The 23,796-nt window shown below is 65.7% G+C and carries 21 protein-coding genes; 9 read left to right on the top strand and 12 right to left on the bottom strand.

The genetic code is table 11. The features are described 5' to 3' along the window. The first annotated feature begins 3 nt into the window (after positions 1-3). A complete protein-coding gene (locus ACEN9O_RS16105; protein WP_495612885.1) occupies positions 4-747 on the top strand; it encodes a tetratricopeptide repeat protein in 744 nt (247 codons plus the stop codon). Between the two features lie 135 nt (positions 748-882). Further along, entirely contained in the window at positions 883-1,389 is a 507-nt protein-coding gene (locus ACEN9O_RS16100) for a hemerythrin domain-containing protein (protein ID WP_495612884.1), read from the top strand. A 73-nt stretch (positions 1,390-1,462) separates the two neighbouring features. On the opposite strand, the gene coaD is transcribed toward ACEN9O_RS16100, so the two are convergent. The 5 genes from coaD to ACEN9O_RS16075 form a co-directional block, all read right to left on the bottom strand. Beyond that, positions 1,463-2,611 carry a pantetheine-phosphate adenylyltransferase gene (gene coaD / locus ACEN9O_RS16095; RefSeq protein WP_495612883.1) on the bottom strand — a complete coding sequence of 383 codons (1,149 nt, stop codon included), beginning with the start codon at positions 2,609-2,611 and terminating at the stop codon, positions 1,463-1,465. A 33-nt stretch (positions 2,612-2,644) separates the two neighbouring features. After that, positions 2,645-4,033, bottom strand: coding sequence for an ATP-binding protein (locus ACEN9O_RS16090; protein WP_495618485.1), 1,389 nt, complete (start codon positions 4,031-4,033; stop codon positions 2,645-2,647). A gap of 5 nt (positions 4,034-4,038) precedes the next feature. Next, the gene (locus ACEN9O_RS16085) at positions 4,039-4,698 is read right to left on the bottom strand and encodes a response regulator (RefSeq protein WP_495612882.1); all 660 of its coding nucleotides are present in this window, start codon (positions 4,696-4,698) and stop codon (positions 4,039-4,041) included. Positions 4,699-4,744: 46 nt separating this feature from the next. Beyond that, positions 4,745-6,247, bottom strand: coding sequence for a Do family serine endopeptidase (locus ACEN9O_RS16080; RefSeq protein ID WP_495612881.1), 1,503 nt, complete (start codon positions 6,245-6,247; stop codon positions 4,745-4,747). 231 nt (positions 6,248-6,478) lie between these two features. Continuing rightward, entirely contained in the window at positions 6,479-6,937 is a 459-nt protein-coding gene (locus tag ACEN9O_RS16075) for an Hsp20 family protein (protein WP_495612880.1), read from the bottom strand. Between the two features lie 252 nt (positions 6,938-7,189). Here ACEN9O_RS16075 and ACEN9O_RS16070 point away from each other — a divergent pair, with 252 nt between their 5' ends. The 3 genes from ACEN9O_RS16070 (at position 7,190) to ACEN9O_RS16060 (ending at position 10,450) form a co-directional block, all read left to right on the top strand. Beyond that, positions 7,190-9,070: a M61 family metallopeptidase gene (locus tag ACEN9O_RS16070; RefSeq protein ID WP_495612879.1), complete on the top strand. Its 1,881-nt coding sequence runs from the start codon at positions 7,190-7,192 to the stop codon at positions 9,068-9,070. A 61-nt stretch (positions 9,071-9,131) separates the two neighbouring features. Then, the gene (locus ACEN9O_RS16065) at positions 9,132-10,058 is read left to right on the top strand and encodes a sensor domain-containing diguanylate cyclase (protein WP_495612878.1); all 927 of its coding nucleotides are present in this window, start codon (positions 9,132-9,134) and stop codon (positions 10,056-10,058) included. Positions 10,059-10,102: 44 nt separating this feature from the next. Next, on the top strand, positions 10,103-10,450 hold the full coding sequence (locus ACEN9O_RS16060; protein ID WP_495612877.1) for a hypothetical protein: 348 nt from the start codon (positions 10,103-10,105) through the stop codon (positions 10,448-10,450). Positions 10,451-10,532: 82 nt separating this feature from the next. Here ACEN9O_RS16060 and ACEN9O_RS16055 read toward each other — a convergent pair whose 3' ends face one another. The 3 genes from ACEN9O_RS16055 to imuA are packed head-to-tail and all read right to left on the bottom strand — an operon-like array spanning position 10,533 to position 13,444. After that, the gene (locus ACEN9O_RS16055) at positions 10,533-11,288 is read right to left on the bottom strand and encodes an alpha/beta hydrolase family protein (RefSeq protein WP_495612876.1); all 756 of its coding nucleotides are present in this window, start codon (positions 11,286-11,288) and stop codon (positions 10,533-10,535) included. A gap of 31 nt (positions 11,289-11,319) precedes the next feature. Continuing rightward, on the bottom strand, positions 11,320-12,798 hold the full coding sequence (locus ACEN9O_RS16050; RefSeq protein WP_495612875.1) for a Y-family DNA polymerase: 1,479 nt from the start codon (positions 12,796-12,798) through the stop codon (positions 11,320-11,322). After that, positions 12,728-13,444, bottom strand: a complete 717-nt coding sequence (gene imuA / locus ACEN9O_RS16045) for a translesion DNA synthesis-associated protein ImuA (RefSeq protein WP_495618484.1) — start codon at positions 13,442-13,444, stop codon at positions 12,728-12,730. The genes ACEN9O_RS16050 and imuA overlap by 71 nt, the downstream gene beginning before the upstream one ends. A 133-nt stretch (positions 13,445-13,577) precedes the next feature. Between imuA and ACEN9O_RS16040 the strand changes: the two genes are divergently transcribed. Next, a complete protein-coding gene (locus ACEN9O_RS16040) occupies positions 13,578-14,831 on the top strand; it encodes a putative Na+/H+ antiporter (RefSeq protein ID WP_495612874.1) in 1,254 nt (417 codons plus the stop codon). Between the two features lie 14 nt (positions 14,832-14,845). Here ACEN9O_RS16040 and ACEN9O_RS16035 read toward each other — a convergent pair whose 3' ends face one another. Together ACEN9O_RS16035 and hrpA are read right to left on the bottom strand one after the other, a co-directional pair. Beyond that, positions 14,846-15,694, bottom strand: a complete 849-nt coding sequence (locus ACEN9O_RS16035; protein WP_495612873.1) for an extracellular catalytic domain type 1 short-chain-length polyhydroxyalkanoate depolymerase — start codon at positions 15,692-15,694, stop codon at positions 14,846-14,848. Between the two features lie 360 nt (positions 15,695-16,054). After that, the gene (gene hrpA, locus ACEN9O_RS16030; protein WP_495612872.1) at positions 16,055-20,323 is read right to left on the bottom strand and encodes an ATP-dependent RNA helicase HrpA; all 4,269 of its coding nucleotides are present in this window, start codon (positions 20,321-20,323) and stop codon (positions 16,055-16,057) included. Between the two features lie 55 nt (positions 20,324-20,378). Here hrpA and argA point away from each other — a divergent pair, with 55 nt between their 5' ends. After that, the gene (argA, locus tag ACEN9O_RS16025; protein WP_495612871.1) at positions 20,379-21,689 is read left to right on the top strand and encodes an amino-acid N-acetyltransferase; all 1,311 of its coding nucleotides are present in this window, start codon (positions 20,379-20,381) and stop codon (positions 21,687-21,689) included. A gap of 34 nt (positions 21,690-21,723) precedes the next feature. Beyond that, a complete protein-coding gene (locus ACEN9O_RS16020; RefSeq protein ID WP_008451241.1) occupies positions 21,724-21,996 on the top strand; it encodes an oxidative damage protection protein in 273 nt (90 codons plus the stop codon). A 44-nt stretch (positions 21,997-22,040) separates the two neighbouring features. Here ACEN9O_RS16020 and ACEN9O_RS16015 read toward each other — a convergent pair whose 3' ends face one another. Continuing rightward, complete coding sequence (locus ACEN9O_RS16015; RefSeq protein WP_495612870.1) at positions 22,041-22,403, bottom strand: hypothetical protein; 363 nt, start codon at positions 22,401-22,403, stop codon at positions 22,041-22,043. A gap of 118 nt (positions 22,404-22,521) precedes the next feature. Then, a complete protein-coding gene (rpiA, locus tag ACEN9O_RS16010; RefSeq protein ID WP_495612869.1) occupies positions 22,522-23,199 on the bottom strand; it encodes a ribose-5-phosphate isomerase RpiA in 678 nt (225 codons plus the stop codon). Between the two features lie 223 nt (positions 23,200-23,422). On the opposite strand from rpiA, the gene ACEN9O_RS16005 reads away from it, so the two are divergent. After that, positions 23,423-23,794 carry a response regulator gene (locus ACEN9O_RS16005; protein WP_495612868.1) on the top strand — a complete coding sequence of 124 codons (372 nt, stop codon included), beginning with the start codon at positions 23,423-23,425 and terminating at the stop codon, positions 23,792-23,794. Positions 23,795-23,796: the final 2 nt, after the last annotated feature.

Below are 23,796 nucleotides of genomic sequence, written 5' to 3'. Positions count from 1 at the left end.
TTTATGCAAGTTAAAAATTATCCCGGCGTAGCGCTGGTCGGCCTGCTGGCCGGCGTGTTCCTGTTCGGCTGCCAGCTGCAGCAGGAAAAGCCGAACTCGGCGCAAATCGAGACGGTGGGCATGAAGGCCATGCAGCAGGCCGACGCCAGCGCCGAGCGCAAGCTGATGGCGTGGTCGGCGCAGAACATGCCGGTGGCGCAGCGCGAACTGGCGCTGTTGTATCAGACCCGTCCGGCGCAGCGGGCGGAATCGCTGAAGCTGTTTGAGCAGGCCGCGCGCAGCGGCGACGTCGACGCGGCGTTCCAGCTGGGCGAGATGCTGCGCGTGGGCGTGACCGGCGTGCCGGCGGCGCCGGCTGCGGCGGCGCCGTGGTACGCGATGGCCGCCAAACAAAACCATGCCAGGGCGGCGCTGATGCTGGGCATGCTCTACAAAAACGGCGACGGCGTCGCGCGCGACGATGCGCAGGCCGCGCGTTGGCTGAACACCGCCAGCGAGCTTGGCAATCCACACGCCATGTTCCTGCTGTCCTACATCTACCGCGAAGGCCGCGGCGTCGCGCAGGACAGCGCCCAGGCCCGCCACCTGCTGGAAGAAGCCGCCGAGCACGAGTATCCGCCAGCGATCCAGGAGCTGGCAATGACGGTGCAATTGGGCGACGCCCTCAGTCCCAAGGACGAACGCCGCGCCGGCTACCTGCTCAAGGAAGCCGCCGAGCACCGCCACAACAACTGGAATCGCTTCTGAGGCGATCGACGATCTCGATCGCATTCAAAGCCAACGGCAACAACGACTCCGTTGAACAACGCACAGACCGTCATTGATCGCGCTCCTAGACTGGGTAAGCAGTCCCCCCATCCATTCGCCATGCAAGGAGCCGACATGAAAAGCACCACCCATACGCAGGACAAGATCCCCAAGCCGATACCCACCGAGACAGATCAGCAGGACGCGATCACGCTGCTGACGGAAGACCATGAACACGTCAAGTCGCTGTTCGAACAGTATGAAGGACTGGGCGACCGCGCCCGCGTCAGCAAGCAGAAACTGGCTTTGCAGATCTGCACCGAACTGACCAAGCACGCCACGGTGGAAGAGGAAATCTTCTACCCTGCCGCGCGCGCCGCCATCAAGGCCGACGACATCATGGACGAGGCCGCCGTTGAGCACGCGTCGGCCAAGGACCTGATCGCACAAATCATCTCGATGGAACCCACCGACGACCTGTACGATGCCAAGGTCAAGGTACTGTCCGAGCTGATCGAACACCACGTCCAGGAAGAAGAGACCGAGATGTTCCCCAAAGTCCGCAACACCAAGCTGGACCTCGATGCGCTGGGCGCCGAGATCGCCGCGCGCAAGGAGCAAGTCGAACTGCCGCCGCACTAGGCCCGGTTCGGTCAGCGGCTGGTAAATGCCGGACAGGCAGCCACGCCCCTGTGACGGAGCGCAGCTGATTTTTTCACTTTACCGCCAGCGCTTCCATCTCGCGCTGCATATTGTCTATGGCGCGCTCGTTGTACTGGTCGGCAAAATAGTCGTTGCCGAACAACTGGCCCGCATTGGCCTTGCGGCACAAATGGGCCAGCGCGCCGCCGCGCTGTTCGCGGTATTTGACGTCCGGCAGGTGGATGTATTCCTGGCGGATGGCGCGCGCGTAGTTCTGGTAGACCTCGTCATCCTGCCCCAGGATGGCCAGGTCGACGCTGAGCAGGGTGTCCTTCAGGCGGTGGCTGATCGAGGCTTCCTGGAAATGGTCGGTGGCGCGTATCAGTTCGGCGGCGTCGCCCATCTCCTGCCCCAGGTGGCTGCCCAGCCAGAGTTGGGCGCTGGCTTCCTCGTTGGTCAGCGCGCCCGGCTCGCCGCTGTGGCCGTACTCGGCGTCATGGAACCAGAAGGCTTGCTTGACGATGTCGACGTCGGCAGGATCGGGCCGGGTGTTGGCGGCCCACACGCGGATCTCGCACAGGCCGTGCACCAGGTGGTCGAGGTTGTGATAGTGGCGCGCCGGACCGCCGTAGGCGGTGGCGCCGGTCAGCTGCACGAACCACTGGTCGGCGTGGGCGATGGCGGTGGCGTCGCGGTGCTCGTAGTCCCACAGCGTCTCCCACTCCTTGCGCAGCCAGCTCAGCACCCAGGCGTGGTAGGCCGGGCCGGGCACGAATTTCTTCATGATCCAGTTCCAGCCGATCGGCCCCTCCAGCGCCTTGACGAAGCTGGAGCTGACCGAGCCGAGGTCGCGCGGCGGCATCACGAAGATGGTCTTGGCGCCTTGCAGCACGTCGACGTTGGTTTGCTGGATCAGGTTCTCGTAGTCGAAATCGGCGGTGGTGCGGATGCCGCGTATCAGGCAGTGCACGCCCTGCTTCTTGGCGGCGCGCGCGGTGTAGTCGCCCTTGACGATGACCACCTTGACGTTGTCCCAGCCCTGCTCGGCGCAGCTGAGGGCGATGATGCTCTTGCGCTCCTCGGCCGAGAACTTGGGCTTCTTGGCCGGGTTTTCGGACAGGAACACCACCACCTCGTCCGCCAGCGAACGGGCTTCGTTCATCACCCACATATGGCCGTTGGTGATCGGGTCCAGGGTGCCCGAAAAGCCGATTTTCTTCATACGCCACTCCAACACCAATGTCAAAGTGGCATTTTAGACTGGAGTGGCCCTTGCAGTCTCAGGAAAATCGACTTTGACCTGCAGCCCGCCCAGGCGTTCGGACTGGCCCAGGGTCAGCACGGCGCCGTGGCGCTCGGCGATCGACTTGATGATCGCCAGCCCCAGGCCGCTGCCGCCGGCCTGGCTGCCCGGCACGCGGTAGAAGCGGCTGAACACGCGCTCGCGCTCTTCCGGCGGGATGCCGGGGCCGGAATCCTCGACGCTGAGCACCACGCGGCCAGGCGCGGCCTTTGTGGCGCCGGCGCTACGGTGCAGGTCGATATCGACGGTGCCGCCGGCCGGCGTGTACTTGATGGCGTTGTCGATCAGGTTGCGCAGCAGGATGATCAGCGCGTCCGGCTGGCCGTCCACCGTGGCTTCGTCGGCGTGGTCCAGGCCCAGGTCGATCTGGCGCGCCTGCGCCAGCCCGGCCATGTCGCCCAGCGAGCGCTTGACCAGCTCGGTGATGCTGACCGGCTCCAGCTTGACATCGTTGACCGAGCCTTCCTGGCGCGCCAGCACCAGCAACTGCTCCACCAGCCGCGTGGCGCGCTCGATGCCGGCCGTGACGCGGCCGATGGCGATGCTGCGTGCGGCCTCGTCCTGCGCCCGCTCCAGGCTCAGCACCTGGAGTTTGAGCGCCGCCAGCGGCGAGCGCAGTTCGTGCGCGGCGTCGGCGACGAAGTGCTGCTGCGCCTCGAAGGCGGTGCGCACGCGGCCGAACAGCAGGTTGAGCTCGTGCACCAGCGGCAGCACCTCGTCGGGCAGATCGTTTTCGGAGACCGGCGACAGGTCGTCCGCCTGGCGCGCCGCCACCTGCCGCTTGACGCGCGACACCGGCGCCAGCGAGCCGCTGACCACCCACCACACCACCAGCATCAGCACCGGCGCCATCACGGCGATCGGGCCGACCGTGCGCAGCGCCAGCGTGCCGGCCATGCGCTGGCGCACCGCCATGTCCTGCGCCACCTGCACCGTCTGGTTGCTGGTCTGCACCGAGAAGATGCGGTAGGTGGTGTTGTTGGCCTTGACGTTGGAGAAGCCCAGCACGGCGCGCTGCGGCAGCGCCGCGCGCGACAGCGAACGGAACACCTGGGCGCCGTCCGGCGTCCACACCTGCACCACCAGGTCGTCGTTTTCGGGATCGGCCGCCGTGTCGGCCGCCTTGTTGGTCAGCGTGGCGCTGGAGCGCAGCGACATCGCCATCTGCTGCATGTGATAGTCGAAGATCTGGTCGGCGTCGCTGAGCGCGCTGCGGTAGGCGATCATCGCCTGCGCGATGGCCGCCATGGTGATGGCGGCCAGCAGAAACCACAGCAGACGGCCGCGCAGCGAGTGGGTCACCACGGGCACCCGCGGCAGCGACGGCAGCCTCACCTTCATCGCCTTCATAGCTTCGGTACCATGTATCCCAGGCCGCGCACGTTTTGGATCAGTTCCGCGCCAAGCTTCTTGCGCAGGCCATGGATGTAGACCTCGACCGCGTTGCTGTTGACTTCATCCTTCCAGCTGTACAGCTTTTCCTCCAGCTGGTGGCGCGACAGCACGATGCCGGGCCGCGCGATCAGCGCCTCCAGCACCGCCCATTCGCGCGCCGACAGGCTGACCTGCTTGCCGTCGGCCAGCACTTCGCGGGTTTGCGGATTGACGCTGACGCCGCCGTGCTCGAAGATCGGCTCGGCGCGGCCGGCCGAACGGCGCAGCAAGGCGCGGATGCGCGCCAGCAGTTCGTCGAGGTCGTAGGGTTTAAGGACATAGTCGTCGGCGCCGGCGTCGAGGCCGGCGATGCGCTGCTCCTTGGCGTCGCGCGCGGTGGCCACCAGCACCGGGGTCAGCTCCTTGCGCGCGCGCATCGAGCGCAGCACTTCAAGGCCATCCTTGCGCGGCAGGCCCAGGTCCAGCAGCACCAGGTCGTAGGTCTGGGTCTGCAGCGCGGTGTCGGCCATCGCGCCATCCTTAACCCAGTCCACCGCGTAGTGCTCGGCCCTCAGCAGGTCGAGCACTACCTCGCCGATCATCGTATCGTCTTCTACCAGCAGAAGTCGCATATTGTTTCCTTTCTGTTTTTGTGTTGCGTTCTGCCGGCCCGCGGGCTTAGCCCAAACGCACCGGTATGAAGATTTTATCGTCGCCGCGCTGTATCAGCAATGCCACCGACTTGCCGGACTTGCCCACCACATCGCGCACCTGGTCGACCGAGTTGACCGGACGGCCGTTCACCGACAGCAGCACATCGCCCGGCTGCACGCCGGCATCGGCCGCCGCGCCGCGCGCATCCTCGATCAGCAAGCCGTTCGGGATGCCGGACTGGCGCTTCTCCATGTTTTCCAGCGGCCGCAGCGACAAGCCCAGCTTCAGCTTGGCGTTGGCCTGCTCGGTGCGGTCATCGTCGGCGGCCGCGACCTTGTCGTTGGCGTTGCCCAGCGTGGCGCTCAATTGTACCGGCTTACCCTGGCGCCAGACTTCCATCGTCACCTTATCACCTGGCGAGGCCAGGCCGACGATGGCCGGCAAATCGCCGGAGCTGACGATCTTGTTGCCGTTGAGCGCGCGGATCACGTCGCCGGGCTTGAGGCCGGCCTTATCGGCTGGGCTGCCCTTCTCGACGTTGTACACCAGCGCGCCCTCCGGCGTGGCCAGGTTGAACGAGTCGGCAAAGCCCTGGTTGACCTCCTGCACCCCCACGCCCAGCTTGGCATGGGTGACCTTGCCGGTCGCAACGATCTGGTCCTTGATCTTGCCCGCCACGTCGATCGGGATCGCGAACGACAGGCCCTGGTAGCCGCCGGTCTGGCTATAGATCTGCGAGTTGATGCCGACCACTTCGCCGCGCGTGTTGAACAGCGGGCCGCCCGAGTTGCCGGGGTTGACGGCGACGTCGGTCTGGATGAACGGCACGTTCCCGTCCGGCAGCGAGCGGCCCTTGGCGCTGACCACGCCGGCGGTCACGGTGTTATCGAGGCCGTATGGCGAGCCGATCGCCAGCACCCATTCGCCCACCTTCAGGTCGTTGCCCTTGGCCAGCGGCACCACCGGCAGGTTCTTGGCGTCGATCTTCAGCACGGCCACGTCGCTCTTCGGATCGGAGCCCAGCACCTTGGCGCGGAATTCGCGGCGGTCGGTCAGCTTGACCACCACCTCGCTGGCGTCGCGCACCACGTGGGCGTTGGTCAGGATGATGCCGTCGGCGCTGACGATGAAGCCGGAGCCGAGGCCGTGGGTCGGCACGCTGCGCGGGCCGCCGCGCTGCTGCGGGCCCTGGAAGCGGCGGAAGAATTCATAGAAAGGATCGTCGGCGAACGGATCGCCACGGCCGGCCTGCTCGCCGCCGTCGAAGCCGACCTTGGTGCTGCCGGTGACGCTGATGTTGACCACCGCCGGGCCGTTATGGGCGGCGATCACGCTGAAGTCGGGCAGCGCCATCATGGGCGCAGGCACGGCGACTGGCGCGGCGGCCTGCACCGGCGCGACGGCCTGCAGTACCACGGGAGCGGCGGCAACGGCATTGCCTTGTTTGACGGCGACGGCGCCACCCACGCCTATCACGCCCAGCACTGCCACGGCGAGGGCTGCACGTTTGAGAGTAGATTCGGACATAGCTGCACTCCTGAATTGAATGAGGTTTGTAGATGTATCCAATATGAGGGCAAAAACTTAGACCCGTCTTAACAAAACAATTGCTTACACCCAAGGCTGGTTTACGCAAAACTGGCCGGATATACCGGCCAGTTCAAAAGCCGTCGTTCCCGCGCAGGCGGGAACCCATACATCGCGTCGTCAGAGGCGCAGCATGGATTCCCGCCTGCGCGGGAATGACGAATTAGCGGATCAGGCGGCCTGGCGCTGCTCCAGGGCGGTGACGTTGTCGCTGCCGTCGATGACGATCTTGCGTGGCTTCAGCGCCTCGGGCACTTCGCGCACCAGTTCGATATTGAGCATGCCGTTGTCGAAGGTGGCGCCGGTCACTTTGACGTGGTTGGCCAGCTGGAAGCGCTGCTCGAAATCGCGGGCGGCGATGCCGCGGTGCAGATAGGTGCGCTCGGTGGTGTCCTTCTGCTTGCGGCCGACGATGTGCAGCGAATCGCGCTCGAAGGTGATGTCGATTTCCGAACGGTCGAAGCCGGCCAGCGCCATCACGATGCGGTATTTGTCTTCCGACACCAGCTCGATGTTGTACGGTGGATAGCTTGGGGTGGCGTCGCCGCGCTGGGCGTCGTTGAGCAGTTGTGCCAGGCGATCAAAGCCGATGGCGGAACGATACAGTGGGGTCAGGTCAAAAGTACGCATGATGAATATCCTTTTAAAGTTAAGCGATATGGACGGGGAAGATTCCCCTCGGTGGTCCCCATCTGGGCAACCACTGAGTCCGATATAAGGATGGGTTTCGGGCCTTTCAAGGCCTTGAAAAACGGCCACAAGATCCCCAGAGCCGCAAAATTTTTCAAAAATATTTACACCGCGCCGCGCCGTCTTTTTGCCAGATTTACAAGTTGCCCGCATGCTACACTCGCCCTCTTGTCCACCCTTGTTATCGACCACATGTCCATATCACGTGCCGCCCTCGCCGTCCTGTTGGCTACCGCCTTCAGCGCCCAGGCAGAAGCCATCTCCGAACAGCCTTACCCAGGCACCATCGTCTTGAAAGTGGACGCCACCAACACGGCGCAGCAAATCTTCCGCGTACGCGAGAGCATCCCCGCCGTGCCCGGCAAACTGACCCTGCTCTATCCGCAGTGGATACCGGCCAACCACGGCCCCAGCGGCGCGCTCAACCAGTTCGCCGGCCTCAAGGTCAGCGCCAACGGCAAGCCGCTGGACTGGCAGCGCGACACCGTCAACGTCTACGCCTTTCATATCGAGGTGCCGGACGACGCCTCGTCGGTGGACGTGGAATTCCAGTACCTGTCGCCGACCGAGGCGAACCAGGGCCGCACCACGATCACCAACGACATCGTCGGCGTGCAATGGCAATCGCTGACCCTGTACCCGGCCGGTTACAACAGCCGCCGCATCACCATGCAGCCCAACCTGACGGTGCCGGCCGGCTGGCAGTACGGCACCGCGCTGGAAACGGCCGCGCGCGACGGCGACCAGATCGCCTTCAAGCCGCTCGACCTGGAAGCGATGATGGATTCGCCCTTGTTCGCCGGCCGCTACTTCCGCCGCATCGACCTCGATCCGGGCGCCAGGGTGCCGGTGCACCTGAACGTCGTGGCCGACTCGGCCGAGCAGCTGGAGGCGACGCCGGAACAAATCGCCCCGCACCGCGCCATGGTGCAGCAGGCCTACAAGCTGTTCGCCTCGCGCCACTATCAGCACTACGATTTCCTGTTCGCCGTCAGCGACGAGTTCGGCGGCATCGGCCGCGAGCATCACCAGTCGAGCGAGAACGGCGTCAAGCTGGGTTACTTCAGCGACTGGGCCAAGCACGAGACGACGCGCGAACTGCTGCCGCATGAATTCACGCACTCGTGGAACGGCAAGTTCCGCCGCCCGGCCGACCAGAACGTCCCCAACTTCAACACGCCGCTGCAGAACTCGCTGCTGTGGGTGTACGAGGGCCAGACCCAGTACTGGGGCGCGGTGATCGCCGCGCGCTCCGGCCTGATCAAGCCCGAGCACACGCGCGACCTGCTGGCCGCCACCGCCGCCCGCTACGACAACACCCGCGGCCGCGAATGGCGCGCGATGCAGGACACCACCAACGACCCGATCGTCAACGCCCGCCGCCCGCAGGGCTGGAACAACTGGCAGCGCGCCGAGGATTACTATTCCGAAGGTGAGCTGATCTGGCTGGACGCCGACACGCTGATCCGCGAAAAGTCCGGCGACAAGCGCTCGCTCAACGACTTCGCCCGCAGCTTCTTCGGCGTCGACGACGGCGTCAACGTGGCCATGCACTACACCTTCGACGATGTGGTGAAGGCGCTCAACGCGGTCCAGCCTTACGACTGGGCCGGCTTCCTGCGCACCCGCCTGGACGGCCACGGCCCCGGCGCGCCGCTGGACGGCCTGGCGCGCGCCGGCTGGAAACTGGTGTACACCGACAAGCCGACCGACTTCCTCAAGGCCCAGGAGGAGCAAAGCAAGTCGGCCAACTTCCAGTACTCGCTGGGCTTCTCGGTGGGCTCGGAGGGCAAGCTGGAAGCCTTCCAGTGGGAAGGCGTGGGCTTCAAGGCGGGCCTGTCGGGCGGCAGCACGCTGCTGGCCGTGAACGGCCGCGCCTACAAGGCCGAAGTGCTGCGCGCCGCCGTCAGGGCCGCCAAGACCGGCAAGGAGCCTATCACCTTGCTGGTGAAAAAAGCCGGCATGTACCAGACCTTTGTGCTCGATTACCACGACGGCCTGAAGTATCCGCGCCTGGAGCGCATCGAGGGCACGCCGGACCGCCTTGAGGCAATTCTGCAACCGCTAAAGTAATTGTCGCTTCAACGGGGCGCCGGCCGCTTGCGGCAGCGCCCCCCCGGGTTATACTGGCCCCATGCCAGACCGGACCGATCCCCGCCCTCCACCGCGCACCGAGCTCGACCAGCTACGCGCGTCCGACCGCATTTTTCACGCCCTGCTCGACAACGCCCCCATCCTGATTTCGACCAAGGATTTGCAAGGCAATATCACGATGGCCAACCGCCATTTCGATATCCTCGACGGCTACGACCCCGCCACCTTTGTCGGCGCGAACGTGTTCGAACTATTCCCGCGTGAAATCGCCGAACAGCTGTGGCGCAACGACCGCACGGCCGCGCAGGAACGGCGCGCCGTCAACGAGGAGGAGTCGGTCTACCACCGCGACAAGACGCTGCACACCTACATGACGGTGAAGTTCCCGCTGCTCGACGACGACGGCCGGGTCTACGCCACCTGCGCCGTCTCCACCGACATCACCGACGCCAAGGCCGCGCAGTTCGACAGCGTGACCGACGAGCTGACCGGGCTGAAGAACCGGCGCTACTTCAACATCCGCTTCAGCGAAGAACAAAAGCGCGCGCACCGCGACCAGCGCCTGCTGACGCTGCTGCTGATCGACGTCGACCGCTTCAAGGAATACAACGACAGCTACGGCCATCCGCAAGGCGATCAGGTGCTGAAGGCAGTGGCCGATGCCATGCAGCGGGCGCTGAGCCGTCCGGGCGACCTGAGCTTCCGCATCGGCGGCGACGAGTTCGCCTGCCTGTTCGCCAGCCACAACGCCGACGAGAGCGAGGCGCTGGCCGAGCAGATCCGCGCCGACCTGGCGGCCCGCCTGATCCCGCACCAGGGCAACCCGCCCTGCGGCCACGTGACGCTGTCGCTGGGGCTGGCCTTCATCGCGCCGGACGCCACGCTGAGCCAGGAAGAAATCTACGAACAGGCCGACCAGGCCTTGTACCGGGCCAAGCACAAGGGCCGCAACACCGTCTCGCGCTAGGGCGGCGGCCTTGGCGTTTGGCTGTTTTGGTGTATGCTAACCGGATGAACAAAGACACCGACATCCAACTCAGCGGCCCCTTCAAGGCCACCGACGGCTCCGGCCGTGCCTACGACGCCAAGGCGATCCGTATCTTCGACGAAGGTTACGGCGCGATCGACGTGTACGTGGACTTTTCCACCTCGATCAGCGGCCTGCACAAGGACAAATCGCTGATCGACGCCGTGGTCGCGCAGCTGCGCACCGTCGGCTACAAGGGCCCGGCCCTGACCGCCGGCGATTCCGTGCTCCAGGAAAGCAAGCTGCTGGTGCTGGAAGCGCCGGACGAATTCAACACCTTCGCCGCCGGCAAGGGCTGGAAAGACCTCGCCGAAGAATTCGACGACGAATAATAGTCATTCCCGCGCAGGCGGGAATCTATGGAACCGGGCCGCAGTTGGCTCAGCATGGATTCCCGCTGTCGCGAGAATGACATCAAATGTAGCGGTCGCTCCAGGCCGCGATCAGGTTCGCCACGTAGACGGCATCGTCGCGCTCGGTCAGCAGGTGGTCCGCGCTGTCAAGCGAGATGAAGCTTTTCGGATGCTTGGCGGCGGTAAAAATCTCCATCGCGTTGCTGATGCCGACCGTGTCGTCGCCCGGCGCGTGCATCACCAGCAAGGCCCGCTTCAGGGCCGCGATCTTCACCTTCAAATTGTGCCCGCCCGCATCCTCGACAAATTGCTGCTTGATGCGGAAAGGCCGGCCCGCCAGCTGCACCTGCGCCTCGCCCTCGCTGGCGATCTCGTCGAGGTGCTGGCTGAACAAGCCGGTCACGCGCACCGGATCGCTGGGCGCGGCCAAGGTCACCACCGCCTTGGCCTCCGGCACCTGCGCGGCCACCGCCAGCACCGCCGCGCCGCCCAGGCTGTGGCCGATCAGCAGGCTGGGGGCGTGGTGGTCGGCGCGCAGGTAGGCGGCCGCCGCCAGCAGGTCCGCCAGGTTGGACGAGAAATTGGTGTTGGCGAATTCGCCCTCGCTGGCGCCCAAGCCGGTGAAGTCGAAACGCAGCACGGCAAAGCCATGCTCGGTCAGTGCCTGCGCGATGCGGCTGGCGGCAAACACGTCCTTGCCGCAGGTGAAGCAGTGGGCAAACAAGGCGTAGGCCCGAATGGCGCCGTCCGGCATATCCAGCCGGGATGCCAGTTTCTGGCCGTCGGCGCCAAGGAATTCCTGTCGATGTGATCGCATGCGCTGTCCCGTGAATGATGGCAGACGCTATTTAACCAAACAAACCGTGCAGATACCAGCGCGCCGACTGCTCGCCCTCGTGGCCGGTGCGCTCGCGGTACAGCCAGTAGTGGGCAAAATCGTCGCCCTCGGCCATGAAGTAGTCGCGGGTTTGCATGGCGCCCCACCAGCCGGCCTCGATGCGCTCGCCGCTGGACATGATCTTCAGCGGCGAGCCGTAGAACGGCCGGTGGTCGCGCATCAGCAGGGGAATGGGCTTGGCCAGCAGCCACGCCGGACGCGGCAGGCTGGGCATGTCCGGCGGCAGCTGGGCGCGGGCGTCGGCGGGACGGATTTTCTCCTGCACGCTGACCCAGGCGTTGGCCTGCTCGGGGCGGTAGTCGGCGCGCGGTGCCGCCTGCAGCACGTTGTCCGGCCCCAGCCGCGCGGTCAGCAGTTCCAGCAGGCGCTGCCAGTCCTCCTTGCTGCCGCCCGGCTCGGGAAACAGCGTATCGCTCGGCGGCGCCATCGGCTGCACCTGCGGCGCCTCCAGGCACAGGCCGATCACCGGCGCGTCCAGCACCTGCTTGGCCAGCCGCTCCTTGAGCAGGCGCACCAGATGCTCGTCGCGCCAGGTCGGCTCGGCCAGCACGATGTCGATCACCGTCGGCGGGCCGGCCACCTTGCCGCGCTCATGCTCCAGCAACAGCCGGATGCGCTCGACCGCGAACTGGCGCGCGCTGAGCCAGCCGGTCAGCTGCTGCAGCAAACGGCGCGCGCCGAACAGCAGCGCCTCGGCGTGCTCCACGCGGTCGAACAATTCCAGCTTGGCGCGGAAGCTGGCCGGCGCTTCCAGCCACTGATGCATCTCGGCACGCTCGCCGTAGGCGTCGTCCAGCATGTCCAGCAAGGCCCTGCCGCAGCGGCGCTGCAAGCCGGGACGCGGCAGGCGGCGCATCTCGCCCAGCGTCAAGCACCCTATGCCTTCCAACCAGCTCAGGTAGGGCCGAGCCGGAGGCAGCAGGCTGCCGGGCAAGCGGTCCATGCGCCGCACTAACGCGTCCATCGTCAAGGCCCGCCCTGCATCGCTGCGGGCCAGCAGCCAGGCGCCGCGCGCGGTGGGCGCGCAGCTGAGCATGGCCGTGAAACCAAGCGCCTCCATGCTGGCCGCCACCAGCCGGCACAGCGCGCGGATGCCGCCGAACAGGCGCAGGCTGGCGCCGACGTCGAGCAGCAGCGTGGCCTCCTCCGCCTGCGCCAGCTGCGGCGTAAATTGCAGCAGCGCCATCGCCACCGCGTGTTGCGCGTCCGCCTCCCGCTGCGGCGCGCGCTGCTGGAACTGCGATTGCGGCGCCAGCATCAGCGCGCCGCCGCGCCGCATGCCGACGTCGACGCCGGCATGCCGCGCCAGCGCCGACATGGCCACTACCCGCTCCTGCTCCAGCACCACGGTGCAGCGGTCATCCGACCAGCGCGGGCAGAATACTTCGAGCGGGAGCCGTGGCAGGTGTAGTCCGATCCAGAGGCGCATGGCGTTGTAGGAGCGATGGGGTTAATGGCAAAAATAAGGGCGTGTCGCGCTGCGGCCCTCGTCGTTTGACGAAGCCGATGTTGATGCCGCCCGACGCCGTGTGCAGCGACAGCCGCAGCGGCGCCGGCGAGGCATCCTGCGCGGCCGCCAGCGGGCGCAGCATGCAGAACAGCGTATCCCCGCTTTGCGCCGCCAGGTGCAAGCGGCGCAGCGTTTCGCCGCGCGCATGGTTTTGCCACAGCAGCAGCGCGCCGCAACAGCCGCTGCGCAGCACCTGTTCGGCGGCCCACAAGGCGTCGCCGCTCTTGGCGCCGCTGCGTATCCAGATCAGCTGCGACGGCTCCAGCCCCAGGGCCGCCAGCGCCAGCGCCTGCGGCGCATGCGGCGGTTGCAGCAACACGATAGGCCGCTTGCCCAAGCCCAGCAACGCCGGCCGCAGCAGGCGCAGCTCACCGATGCCGTGCTGCTGCACCAGCAGGTCGGTCAGCACGCCCAGCGGCCAGCCGCCGCCCGGCAGCTGCGCCGACAAGGCGGCAAAGCCGGTGTCGACGCAGCGCGTGGCGCTGTGCGCCAGTTGCGACGCCAGCCATAGCGATGGATGGACGGCTTCGGGCACAAGGGCGGAAGAGGTGGCGGATCGGCTCATCATGTGGAACGGATTTTACCGCAAATACTGTATAAATACACAGTACTATTTATGGCCGTTTTTGGCAAGGCCAATCTGTATCGTGTAGCCCATGCTGTACCATGTGGTTTAAGCAACTCAACAAGGACATCCTTTGCAAACCATCCAACTGGTCGGCGCCATTTTGTTCGGACTGGCGCTGCTGCACACCTTCGCAGCCAAATCCTTCGAGGTACTGTCGCACCGGCATCCGCGCCACGCCGGCCTGTTCCACCTGCTGGGCGAAGTGGAGGTGGTGTTCGGCTTCTGGGCCTTCATCCTGATCGCCGCCATCGCGCTGCTGAGCGGGGGCGAGTCGGCCATCCATTACGCCGAATCGCGTCAATATACCGAGCCGCTGTTCGTGTTCACCGTCATGGTGGTGGCCGCCTCGCGGCCGGTGCTGGACATCATGGAGCGCCTGCTGCTGGTGCTGGCGAAGCTGCTGCCGATGCGCGTCGAACTGGCGCTGGTGTGGTTCGGCCTGGCGCTGGTGCCACTGACCGGCTCGCTGATCACCGAGCCGGCCGCGATGACCTTGGCCGCGCTGATGCTGGCGCCGCTGGTCTTCCGCGACGGCATGCCGGAATGGCTGAAGTATGGCGCGCTGGGCGTGTTGTTCGTCAACGTCTCGATCGGCGGCACGCTGACCGCCTACGCCGCGCCGCCGGTGCTGATGGTGGCCGGCACCTGGCAATGGGACAGCGCCTTCATGGTCACGCATTTCGGCTGGAAAGCGGCCATCGCGGTGCTGATCAACGCGAGCGCGATCACTTTCGTCCTGCGCCGGCATCTGCGGGCGCCGGCCGCGCCGTCGGCCGAGGCCGCGGCGGCGCCGGCGGTGCCGTTGGCGGTCACCGCAATCCACTTGACCTTCCTGGCGGCGGTGGTGCTGCTGGGCCATCACCCGGTGCTGTTCCTCGGCATCTTTATGCTGTTCCTGGGATTCACGCAGGCTTACCAGCGCTACCAGAATCCGCTGATCATCAAGGAAGGCCTGCTGGTCGGCTTCTTCCTGGCCGGGCTGGTGGTGTTGGGCGGCATGCAGCAATGGTGGTTGCAGCCCATCGTCGAGAGCTTGCCGCCGATGGCGCTGTTCTTCAGCGCGCTCGGCCTGACGGCGATTACCGACAACGCCGCGCTGACCTATCTCGGTTCATTGATCCAGGGGATTTCGGCGCAGTCGCAATACATGCTGGTGGCCGGCGCGGTGGCCGGCGGCGGTTTGACGGTGATCGCCAACGCACCGAATCCGGCCGGCGTCTCGCTGCTGCGGCGCGGCTTCCAGGATGAATCGATAGGCGCTATCGGCCTGCTGGCCGGCGCGCTGGCGCCGACGATCGTGGCCGCGCTGGCTTTTCTGCTTTAACGTCTATACGCCACCTATACGCGCCGGTGGCGTGAGAAGAATTCCAGCATCATCTTGCTGGCGTCCGGGCCGGCCTTGGCGTTGAAGGCCAGTGCGGGGTCGCCACCGCTCCAGGCGTGCTCCAGGTCAGCGATCCGGGCGACGCGCAGCAGCAGTTTTCTTCCTTCGTAAAAATCGTGCAGCTGGTGGGCGTTGTGGCGGCCGCCGCGTCCTTGCGGCTTGTGCGTGATCTTCGGCGCTGCGGACAGGCGATTCAGCAGCCTGCTTTGATGCGCCAGCTGGAATTGGTTGATCGGGCGGACCACCTGGTCGCCCTCGCCCTGGATCAGGATCGCGGGCATGCCGGGGAATTGCGGATGGCGCATCAGCACCTCGTGCGCGGCGGCCTCGGACCGCATGGCGGCGCCGTGCTGCATCACGCCCAGCGCGCCGATGGTGTTGTGGCCAGCACCGAACACCGGGCCTGAATGCAGCCCCATGGCGGCGAACAGCTGCGGATGATTCAGCGCGATGATGTTGGCCATGCCGGAGCCGGCCGAAATGCCGGCGATGTAGATGCGCGAACGGTCGATGGCGTATTGCGACATCACTTGGTTGATCATGCCGACGATGGTGGGGACGTCGCCGCCCCCCTCCTGCGTGGCGCGGTCGTACCATTTCCAGCAGCGCTGCGCCTGCGCGCTGACCAGTTGCTGCGGATAGAGCACGGCGTAGCCCATCTGCTCGGCCCACTGGTTCATCCGCGTGCCTTGCGCGAACTGGGTCGCGGTCTGGTGGCAGCCGTGCAGCATCACCAGCAGCGGCAGGCCTTTGCGTTGCGTGTCTTCGGGCCGGTTGTCGGGCAGGTAGAGCCAGTAGCTCATACGGCGCGTGGGTGCGGCGTAGTGCGATGCAAGCCATTTGCCCGGCGAGGGCGGGACGTGGGGCGCGCGCTGACCCCGCACACCAGATGCCGGGGTCTGACCCCGTCCGGGGTCAGACCCCTTGCTGGCGGGTTTCGACTTGGCGGCCGGCTTGCGTTTTCGTTTGGGTTTGGCGGCTGCGGGGGCGGTGAACAGTGCCGTCACGAGCTTGCTGACGGAACGGCTTTGCCGCGTCCCCGTGCGGACCAAAGTTCGCAACAAACTGCTGGCGGCTTTCTTCATCGCGGCGATCTCCTGTTGCGATAAAGTCTACCCCGAAAGCCGCTCCAGGCTGCGTACGCCAGCGCTCATAACCAACGCTTAGCGCTGCATCGACTCCCACACTTTTTGCAGACGCTTGGCCGATACCGGCATCGGCGTGCGCAACTCCTGCGCGAACAAGGACACACGCAACTCCTCCAGCATCCAGCGGAATTCCACCATCTTCGGATCGGTGTTCTTGCCTGCCGATTTGTCCTTGTTGGCGCGCTGGTACAGTGTCGCGGCCTGCTGCCATTCGGCCATCAGCTTGGCGTCGCGCGCGGGGTCGCCGCGCAGCTTCTCGATGCGCACGTTCATCGCCTTCAGATAGCGCGGGAAGTGCGACAGCTGACTGTACTCGTTCTCCGACAGGAAGCGCTTGTTGACCAATCCCTGCAACTGCGACTGCATGTCGGCCGCCGCCTGCGCGGGCAGTCCCTGCAGGCGCTTGGGCAGGCCATGGAACTCGGTCAGCACCTGCGACAGCAGACGCGCGATCTCGTTCACCAGCAGCACCAGGCGCGATTTGCCCTCGTCCTTGCGCTTGGCGAAACCGGCTGCATCCAGCGGCAACGGATCTTGCAGGCAGGCGATGTCCAGCGCCTTGTTGATGATCTGCTCGCGCAGCTCTTCCTGCGTCCCCATGCTCATGAACTGCATGCCCATCTGCTGCAAGCCGGGAATGCTCTTTTCGATGAACTTGATCTGATCCTTCATCTGCAGCGAGAACAGGCGTCGCAGGCCGACGCGGTGCGTGCGCGCGGCCACGGTCGGATCGTCAAACACTTCCAGATCGCAGTGCGTGCCCTTGTCGACCAGCGCGGGGAAGCCGATCAGCGTCAGCTTGCCTTGCGCGATCTCCAGCAGTTCCGGCAATTCGCCGAAGGTCCACGAAGTCAGGCCGGTCAGCGTGATACCGCTGGTGGCCGTCGACGCAGCGGCGGGCGCGCCCTTGCCTTGCGCCGCCGGTGCGGAGGCTTTCGCCGATGCGGACGACGCGGTGCTGCCTGCGCTGCCGCTCGTACCCAGCGCGCGCATGCTGACGCCCTGGCCGCCCGACGACTCGGCCATCTTCTGGAAGCTCTCGCGCGCCTGCGTGCCGAATTCCGCCTGCAGCGTGGCCAGGTTGCGGCCCATCTCCAGCTGGCGTCCGTGCTCGTCGATCACCTTGAAGTTCATGAAGTGGTGGGCTGGCAGCGTCTCCGGCTTGAAGTCGCTGGTCAGCACCGAGATCGTGATCTGCGCGCGGATGTCGGCGATGATGGCGTCAATCAGATCGCCACGGCCGAACACACCCGCTTCATGCACACGCTCGCAGAACTTGGCGGCGTAATCCGGCAGCGGCACGCAATGGCGGCGCAGCTTCTGCGGCAGGGATTTGAGCAGCAGATGCACCTTCTCCTTCAGCATGCCCGGCACCAGCCACTCGCAACGCTCGCGCGGCAGCTGGTTCAACGCGTACAGCGGCACCGACATGGTCACGCCATCGCGCACGCTGCCAGGCTCGAAGTGATAGGTCAGCTGCATCTCCAGGCCCGTCACCGACATCATCTTCGGGAACAGGTCCGTGGTGACGCCGGCCGCTTCGTGGCGCATCAATTCGTCGCGGTTCAGGTACAGCAGCTTGGGCTCGGCGGCCGTCGCATCCTTGTGCCACTTCTCGAAACCGGCGCCGTTGACCACGTCGGCCGGTATCAGCTTGTCGTAGAAGGCGGCGATCAGTTCATCATCCACCAGCACATCGAGACGGCGCGACTTGTGCTCAAGGTTTTCGATTTCCTTGATCAGTTTATGGTTGTGCGCGAAGAACGGCGCGCGCGTTTCGTAGTCGCCGCCGACCAGCGCATCGCGGATGAAGATCTCGCGCGCCTCCACCGGATTGAACAAACCGTAATTGATGCGGCGCTGGCTGTACACCACCAGCCCGTACAAGGTGGCCCGTTCGGACGCGCTGACCTGCGCCGTCTTCTTCTCCCAGCGCGGCTCGCCCCACGATTTCTTCAGCAGGTGGCCGCCGACCTTCTCCAGCCACTCAGGCTGGATCTGCGCCACGCAGCGCGCATACAGGCGCGTGGTGTCGACCAGTTCGGCCGCCATGATCCACTTGCCCGGCTTCTTCAGCAGCGAGGAGCCCGGCCAGATGTTGAACTTGATGCCGCGCGCGCCAAGGTAGCCGGCGCCCGGTTCATCTTCGCTCTTGAAGCCGATGTTACCCAGCAGGCCAGTCAACAGCGCCAGGTGCAGGTTCTCGTAGGTGGCCGGCGTGTCGTTGATGCGCCAGCCCTGCTCTTTCACGATGGTCAGCAGCTGCGAGTGCACGTCGCGCCACTCGCGCAGGCGCAGCTGCGACAGGAAGTTGGTGCGGCAGTTGTCCATCAGCTGGCGATTGGTCTTCTTGTGCTCAATCGCGTTTTCGAACCACTTCCAGATCTTGATATAGCTGAGGAATTCGGACTTCTCGTCGGCGAACTTCTTGTGCGCCTCGTCGGCGGCCTGCTGGTGCTCCATCGGCCGGTCACGCGGGTCCTGCACCGACAGCGCGGAGGCGATGATCAGCATCTCGTCCAGGCAAACGTTGTCCAGCGCGGCCAGGATCATGCGGCCCACGCGCGGGTCCAGCGGCAGCTTGGCGAGCTTCTTGCCCAGTGGCGTGAGCTGGTTGTATTCGTCGACCGCGCCCAGTTCCTGCAGCAACTGGTAGCCGTCGGCGATGGCGCGCGCCAGCGGTGGCTCGATGAACGGGAAGGTCTCCACATCCGTCAGATGCAGGGACTTCATGCGCAGGATGACCGAGGCCAGCGACGAGCGCAGGATTTCCGGCTCGGTGAACTTGGGCCGTTGCAGGAAGTCCTGCTCTTCGTACAGGCGGATGCAGACGCCGTCGGCCACGCGGCCGCAACGGCCGGCGCGCTGGTTGGCCGCCGATTGCGCGATCGGTTCGATCTGCAGCTGCTCGACCTTGTTGCGATAGCTGTAGCGCTTCACGCGCGCCAGGCCGGCGTCGACCACGTAGCGGATGCCCGGCACGGTCAGCGAGGTTTCGGCGACGTTAGTGGCCAGCACGATGCGGCGCGCGTTGGTCAGCTTGAACACGCGCTCCTGCTCCTCGGCCGACAGGCGGGCGAACAGCGGCAGGATCTCCACGTGCGGCGGGTGGTGCTTGCGCAGGGCTTCGGCGGCGTCGCGGATTTCGCGTTCGCCGGGCAGGAACACCAGCACGTCGCCCGAGCCGAGGCGCGCCAGTTCGTCGACGCCGTCGACCACGGCATCCATCAGGTCGCGCTTTTCGCGGGCGGCGGCGGTGCGCTGGCCCTTGCCTTCGGCGTTGGCCACGGCCGGGTTCTGCACGTCGCTTTCGATCGGGCGGTAGCGCACTTCCACCTTGTACAGGCGGCCGGAGACTTCGATCACCGGAGCCGGCTTCTCCGGCGTGCCGAAGTGGCGCGAGAAGCGGTCGGCGTCGATGGTCGCGGAGGTGATGATCACCTTCAGGTCCGGACGGCGCGGCAGCAGCTGCTTCAGGTAGCCGAGCAGGAAGTCGATGTTCAGGCTGCGTTCGTGCGCTTCATCGATGATGATGGTGTCGTAGTTCTTCAGCAGCGGGTCGGTTTGCGTTTCGGCCAGCAGGATACCGTCGGTCATCAGCTTGACCGAGGCGCCCTTGGTCAGCGTGTCGGCGAAGCGGACCTTGAAGCCCACCGTGACGCCCAGCGGCGTGCCCAGCTCCTGCGCGATGCGCTTGGCGGTGGACGAGGCGGCGATACGGCGCGGCTGCGTGTGACCGATCAGGCCCTTCTGGCCTCGGCCCAGTTCCAGGCAGATCTTCGGCAGCTGCGTGGTTTTGCCGGAGCCGGTTTCGCCGGAGACGATGATGACCTGGTGGCCTTGCAGCGCTTCGGCGATCTCGTGGCGGCGGCCGGAGACCGGGAGGTCTTCGGGATAGGTGATCGGCGGCAGCGGGTTGCGGAAGGCGCGTTCGGCTTCCTTGGCGGCCAGTTCCTCGGGCGTCAGGCGCGACCGGGGTTCGCGGCGCGGCGGCGGCAGCGAGCCCTCGCCATCCGGCAGCGGCGCGCGCCGCCCCCCCCGCAAACCGGAGCCAGGGGTCTGACCCCGTACGGGGTCAGACCCCGCCTCGGTTCGGGGTGCACGTCCAGGCAAACGCGGCTGGCCGCTCTCCGGGCGCGGGCCGCGCGGGCGCGCCTCGCCTTGCGGGCGTGGCTGGCCCTGCCCTGGCCGGGCGTTGGGCGCTTGCGGAGTGCGGGAGGGGGCGTTCTGCGTGCTGGCGGGCGTGCTGGACGCGCCTTTAGACTTGTTGCTGGCTTCTGACATTGTTTTTTACAAAGGTTTTGGCGCGGAAGTCGCGCACCGAATTATAATGCGGCTAATGGAAAACCCTACCCAATTCGTCCAATGGCTGCGCTCCGTCGCGCCGTACATCCACGCCTTCCGTGGCAAGACCTTCGTGGTCGCCTTCCCTGGTGAACTCGTCAGCGCCGGCGCGCTGCAGGTGCTGGCGCACGATTTGTCGCTGCTGCACGCGCTCGACATCAACGTCACCGTGGTCTACGGCTCGCGCCCGCAGGTGGCCGAGCAACTGGCCCTGCGTAACGTCGAAGGCCGCTTCCACAACGGCGTGCGCATCACCGACACCGCCGCCATGGAGTGCGCCAAGGAGGCCGCCGGCGAGCTGCGCCTGGACATCGAGGCCGCCTTCAGCCAAGGCTTGCCCAACACGCCGATGTCGCACGCGGCCATCCGTATCATTTCCGGCAACTTCATCACCGCCCGTCCGCTGGGCGTGATCGACGGCGTCGACCTCGAGCTGACCGGCATCACCCGCAAGGTCGACGCCGAGACCATCCACTCCATCCTCGGCTCCGACGGCTTGGTCCTCCTTTCGCCGCTGGGCTTCTCCCCGACCGGCGAGGCCTTCAACCTGACCATGGAGGACGTGGCCTGCAGCACCGCCATCGCCCTGCACGCCGACAAGCTGATCTTCATCACCGAGACCCCGATGATGACCGACGCCGGCGGCACCGAGATCCGCGAGCTGTCCTCGCACCAGGCCGAGGCCGTGCTGCAGGCCGGCTTCCTGCCGGACGCCACCGCCTTCTACCTGAAGCACTGCGTCAAGGCCTGCGACAACGGCGTCGAGCGCTCGCACATCGTGCCGTTCGAGATGGACGGCTCGGCCCTGCTGGAACTGTTCACCCACGACGGCGTGGGCACCATGATCTCGCACGAGAACCTGGAATCGCTGCGCCAGGCCACCATCGAGGACGTCGGCGGCATCATCAAGCTGATCGAGCCGCTGGAGGCGGACGGCACGCTGGTCAAGCGCGGCCGCGAGCTGATCGAGCGCGAGATCGACTACTTCTCCGTCATCGACCACGACGGCGTGATCTTCGGTTGCGCCGCGCTGTACCCGTTCCCGGAACAGAAGATGGCGGAAATGGCCTGCCTGACCGTCAACCCCGACGTCCAGGCCCAGGGCGACGGCGAGCGCATCCTCAAGCACATGGAGAACCGTGCGCGCGCCATCGGCGTGCAAAAGCTGTTCGTGCTGACCACCCGCACCTCGCACTGGTTCCAAAAGCGCGGCTTCGTGCCGTCCACCGTGGACGCGCTGCCCAAGGACCGTCAGCGCATGTATAACTGGCAGCGCAAATCCCAGGTTTTGATTAAGACCTTATAATCTCGTTTTACAGTCAGCTTTAGGAGCAACACAGATGGCCCGCACCGTGCAATGCATCAAACTCAACAAGGAAGCCGAGGGTTTGGACTTCCCGCCGTATCCGGGTGAACTGGGTAAGAAGATCTATGAATCGGTTTCCAAGGAAGCCTGGGCGGCCTGGTTGAAGCACCAGACCATGCTGGTCAACGAAAACCGTCTGAACCTGGCCGATCAGCGCGCCCGCAAATACCTGGCGACGCAAATGGAGAAACACTTCTTCGGCGACGGCGCCGACGCCGCCATGGGCTACGTGCCGCCAACCGAATAAGGTGGTTGGAAACGCCGGCGGCGCCTGCCGCCGGCGTGCAGGACCTACATCGCCTTACACTGCTTCAGTTCGCATTTCGCCATGAAAACTTTGCCGTTTTCACAAGTCATGCGATACACCTCGACCGGTCCCGGTTCGCTCACCAAACCCGCGCCCCAGCCGCCGTGGCAGCCCTGCTGCTTGGCCAGGCTCTCGACCGTCGCCGACGACACGCCGGCGCGGAACGGCACCTTCTGGATTTCGACCCCGTCCACATAGCTCAACGGCGTGCCGTCGTCGGCGGTGGTGCGCGGCGCCGGCTTGCGCGGCGCGGCTTGCTCGTCGCGCGGCTTGCCGATCGACGGCAGCCAGGAACAGGCGCTCAGCAGCGAGGCGCAGGACAACAGCAGTACCGGCAATCGTTTCATGGGACTGGCTTTCACAGTAGTTGGCGGCGCTTCTACCCCGCCACCATATCCGGCGGAACCGGCTCCGCCACTTAGGGGTCGGACCCCGCAGGGGTCTGACCCCACCACGGGTTGGGGGTCAGAATTTCAGCGTCTGCACGCCGTCCGCCACGCCCAGCAGGCAGACGTTGGCGCCGCGTGCGGCGAACAGGCCGACCGCGATCACGCCGACGATCTGGTTGATCTGCTGCTCCAGCGCCACCGGATCGGCGATCGCCAGGCCGGCCACGTCGATGATCATGCCGCCGTTGTCGGTGATGAACGCTTCCTCGGTGCCCGGCTTCAGACGCAGCTTGGGCGTGCCGCCCAGCTTGGCCAGCGCGCGGGTGACGGCGGCGCGCGCCATCGGCAGCACTTCCACCGGCAGCGGGAACTTGCCCATCACCTCGACCAGCTTGGAGCCGTCGGCGATGCAGACGAACTGCTGCGACACCGAGGCGACGATCTTCTCGCGCGTCAGCGCCGCGCCGCCGCCCTTGATCATGGCGCCGGTATTGGTGATCTCGTCGGCGCCGTCGATGTAGACGGCGATTTCCGGCACGTCGTTGAGGTCGAACACCTCGATGCCGTGGCCGCGCAGGCGCGCCGCGGTCGCTTCGGACGAGGCCACCGCGCCCTTGATGCGGTGCTTGATCTTGGCCAGCTCGTCGATGAAGAAGTTGGCGGTCGAGCCGGTGCCGACGCCGATGATCTGGTTGTCCACCACGTAATCGATGGCGGCGCGGGCTACGGCTTGTTTCAGTTCGTCTTGGGTCATGATGTTTCTATCAGAGAGGGGAATTCAATCCCGCTATTTTAACGGATCGCCCCCGTCCGCCACCGTTTTCGGCAAAAAATTGCGCACAGACAACATCCATCCGGCGCCATTGTCGCAGACTGGCACAAGCGCTGCGGCGACGCAACGATGGTTGCCAGCGACGGGGCCGGATATGCGAGAATGGTCATCACGCAGGTCCAATAATGATGACCGGGGATGAGACATGATGCCGACCAAAACAGTCTTGATTGTCGATGACAGCCGCGTATCGCGCCTGATGGCGCGCCAGTACATCGCCAGCCTGCATGCCGACTGGATCGTCGAAGAGGCGGGCACGGGCGAGGACGCGCTGCTCAAGGCGCGCGCCGCGCCGCCGGACCTGATCCTGATGGACGTCAACATGCCCGGCATGGGCGGCATCGCCGCCGCCGAGCTGCTGCGCCAGGAATTCCCCGCCATACCGATCTCGCTGCTGACGGCCAATGTGCAGTCGGCCACCCGCGAGCGCGCCACCCAGCTCGGCATCGGCTTCATGGAAAAGCCGATCACCGAGGCGCGCATCGCGCAGCTGCTGTCCACGCTGGAAGCGGCCTGATC

The sequence above is a fragment of the Duganella sp. Dugasp78 genome (assembly GCF_059491455.1).
Note: the sequence above shows the minus strand (reverse complement) of the source record. Positions and strands in the feature narration are given on the sequence as shown.

Excerpts from the sequence above, each read along its gene's own strand:
- imuA (WP_495618484.1), bottom strand. The coding sequence starts at position 13,444 with ATGAGCCGATCCGCCACCTCTTCCGCCCTTGTGCCCGAAGCCGTCCAT.
- ACEN9O_RS16055 (WP_495612876.1), bottom strand. The coding sequence starts at position 11,288 with ATGCGATCACATCGACAGGAATTCCTTGGCGCCGACGGCCAGAAACTG.
- ACEN9O_RS16005 (WP_495612868.1), top strand. The coding sequence starts at position 23,423 with ATGATGCCGACCAAAACAGTCTTGATTGTCGATGACAGCCGCGTATCG.
- rpiA (WP_495612869.1), bottom strand. The coding sequence starts at position 23,199 with ATGACCCAAGACGAACTGAAACAAGCCGTAGCCCGCGCCGCCATCGAT.
- ACEN9O_RS16070 (WP_495612879.1), top strand. The coding sequence starts at position 7,190 with ATGTCCATATCACGTGCCGCCCTCGCCGTCCTGTTGGCTACCGCCTTC.
- hrpA (WP_495612872.1), bottom strand. The coding sequence starts at position 20,323 with ATGTCAGAAGCCAGCAACAAGTCTAAAGGCGCGTCCAGCACGCCCGCC.
- ACEN9O_RS16020 (WP_008451241.1), top strand. The coding sequence starts at position 21,724 with ATGGCCCGCACCGTGCAATGCATCAAACTCAACAAGGAAGCCGAGGGT.
- ACEN9O_RS16105 (WP_495612885.1), top strand. The coding sequence starts at position 4 with ATGCAAGTTAAAAATTATCCCGGCGTAGCGCTGGTCGGCCTGCTGGCC.
- ACEN9O_RS16050 (WP_495612875.1), bottom strand. The coding sequence starts at position 12,798 with ATGCGCCTCTGGATCGGACTACACCTGCCACGGCTCCCGCTCGAAGTA.
- ACEN9O_RS16090 (WP_495618485.1), bottom strand. The coding sequence starts at position 4,033 with ATGAAGGTGAGGCTGCCGTCGCTGCCGCGGGTGCCCGTGGTGACCCAC.
- coaD (WP_495612883.1), bottom strand. The coding sequence starts at position 2,611 with ATGAAGAAAATCGGCTTTTCGGGCACCCTGGACCCGATCACCAACGGC.
- ACEN9O_RS16060 (WP_495612877.1), top strand. The coding sequence starts at position 10,103 with ATGAACAAAGACACCGACATCCAACTCAGCGGCCCCTTCAAGGCCACC.
- ACEN9O_RS16085 (WP_495612882.1), bottom strand. The coding sequence starts at position 4,698 with ATGCGACTTCTGCTGGTAGAAGACGATACGATGATCGGCGAGGTAGTG.
- argA (WP_495612871.1), top strand. The coding sequence starts at position 20,379 with ATGGAAAACCCTACCCAATTCGTCCAATGGCTGCGCTCCGTCGCGCCG.
- ACEN9O_RS16065 (WP_495612878.1), top strand. The coding sequence starts at position 9,132 with ATGCCAGACCGGACCGATCCCCGCCCTCCACCGCGCACCGAGCTCGAC.
- ACEN9O_RS16075 (WP_495612880.1), bottom strand. The coding sequence starts at position 6,937 with ATGCGTACTTTTGACCTGACCCCACTGTATCGTTCCGCCATCGGCTTT.
- ACEN9O_RS16100 (WP_495612884.1), top strand. The coding sequence starts at position 883 with ATGAAAAGCACCACCCATACGCAGGACAAGATCCCCAAGCCGATACCC.
- ACEN9O_RS16035 (WP_495612873.1), bottom strand. The coding sequence starts at position 15,694 with ATGAGCTACTGGCTCTACCTGCCCGACAACCGGCCCGAAGACACGCAA.
- ACEN9O_RS16080 (WP_495612881.1), bottom strand. The coding sequence starts at position 6,247 with ATGTCCGAATCTACTCTCAAACGTGCAGCCCTCGCCGTGGCAGTGCTG.
- ACEN9O_RS16015 (WP_495612870.1), bottom strand. The coding sequence starts at position 22,403 with ATGAAACGATTGCCGGTACTGCTGTTGTCCTGCGCCTCGCTGCTGAGC.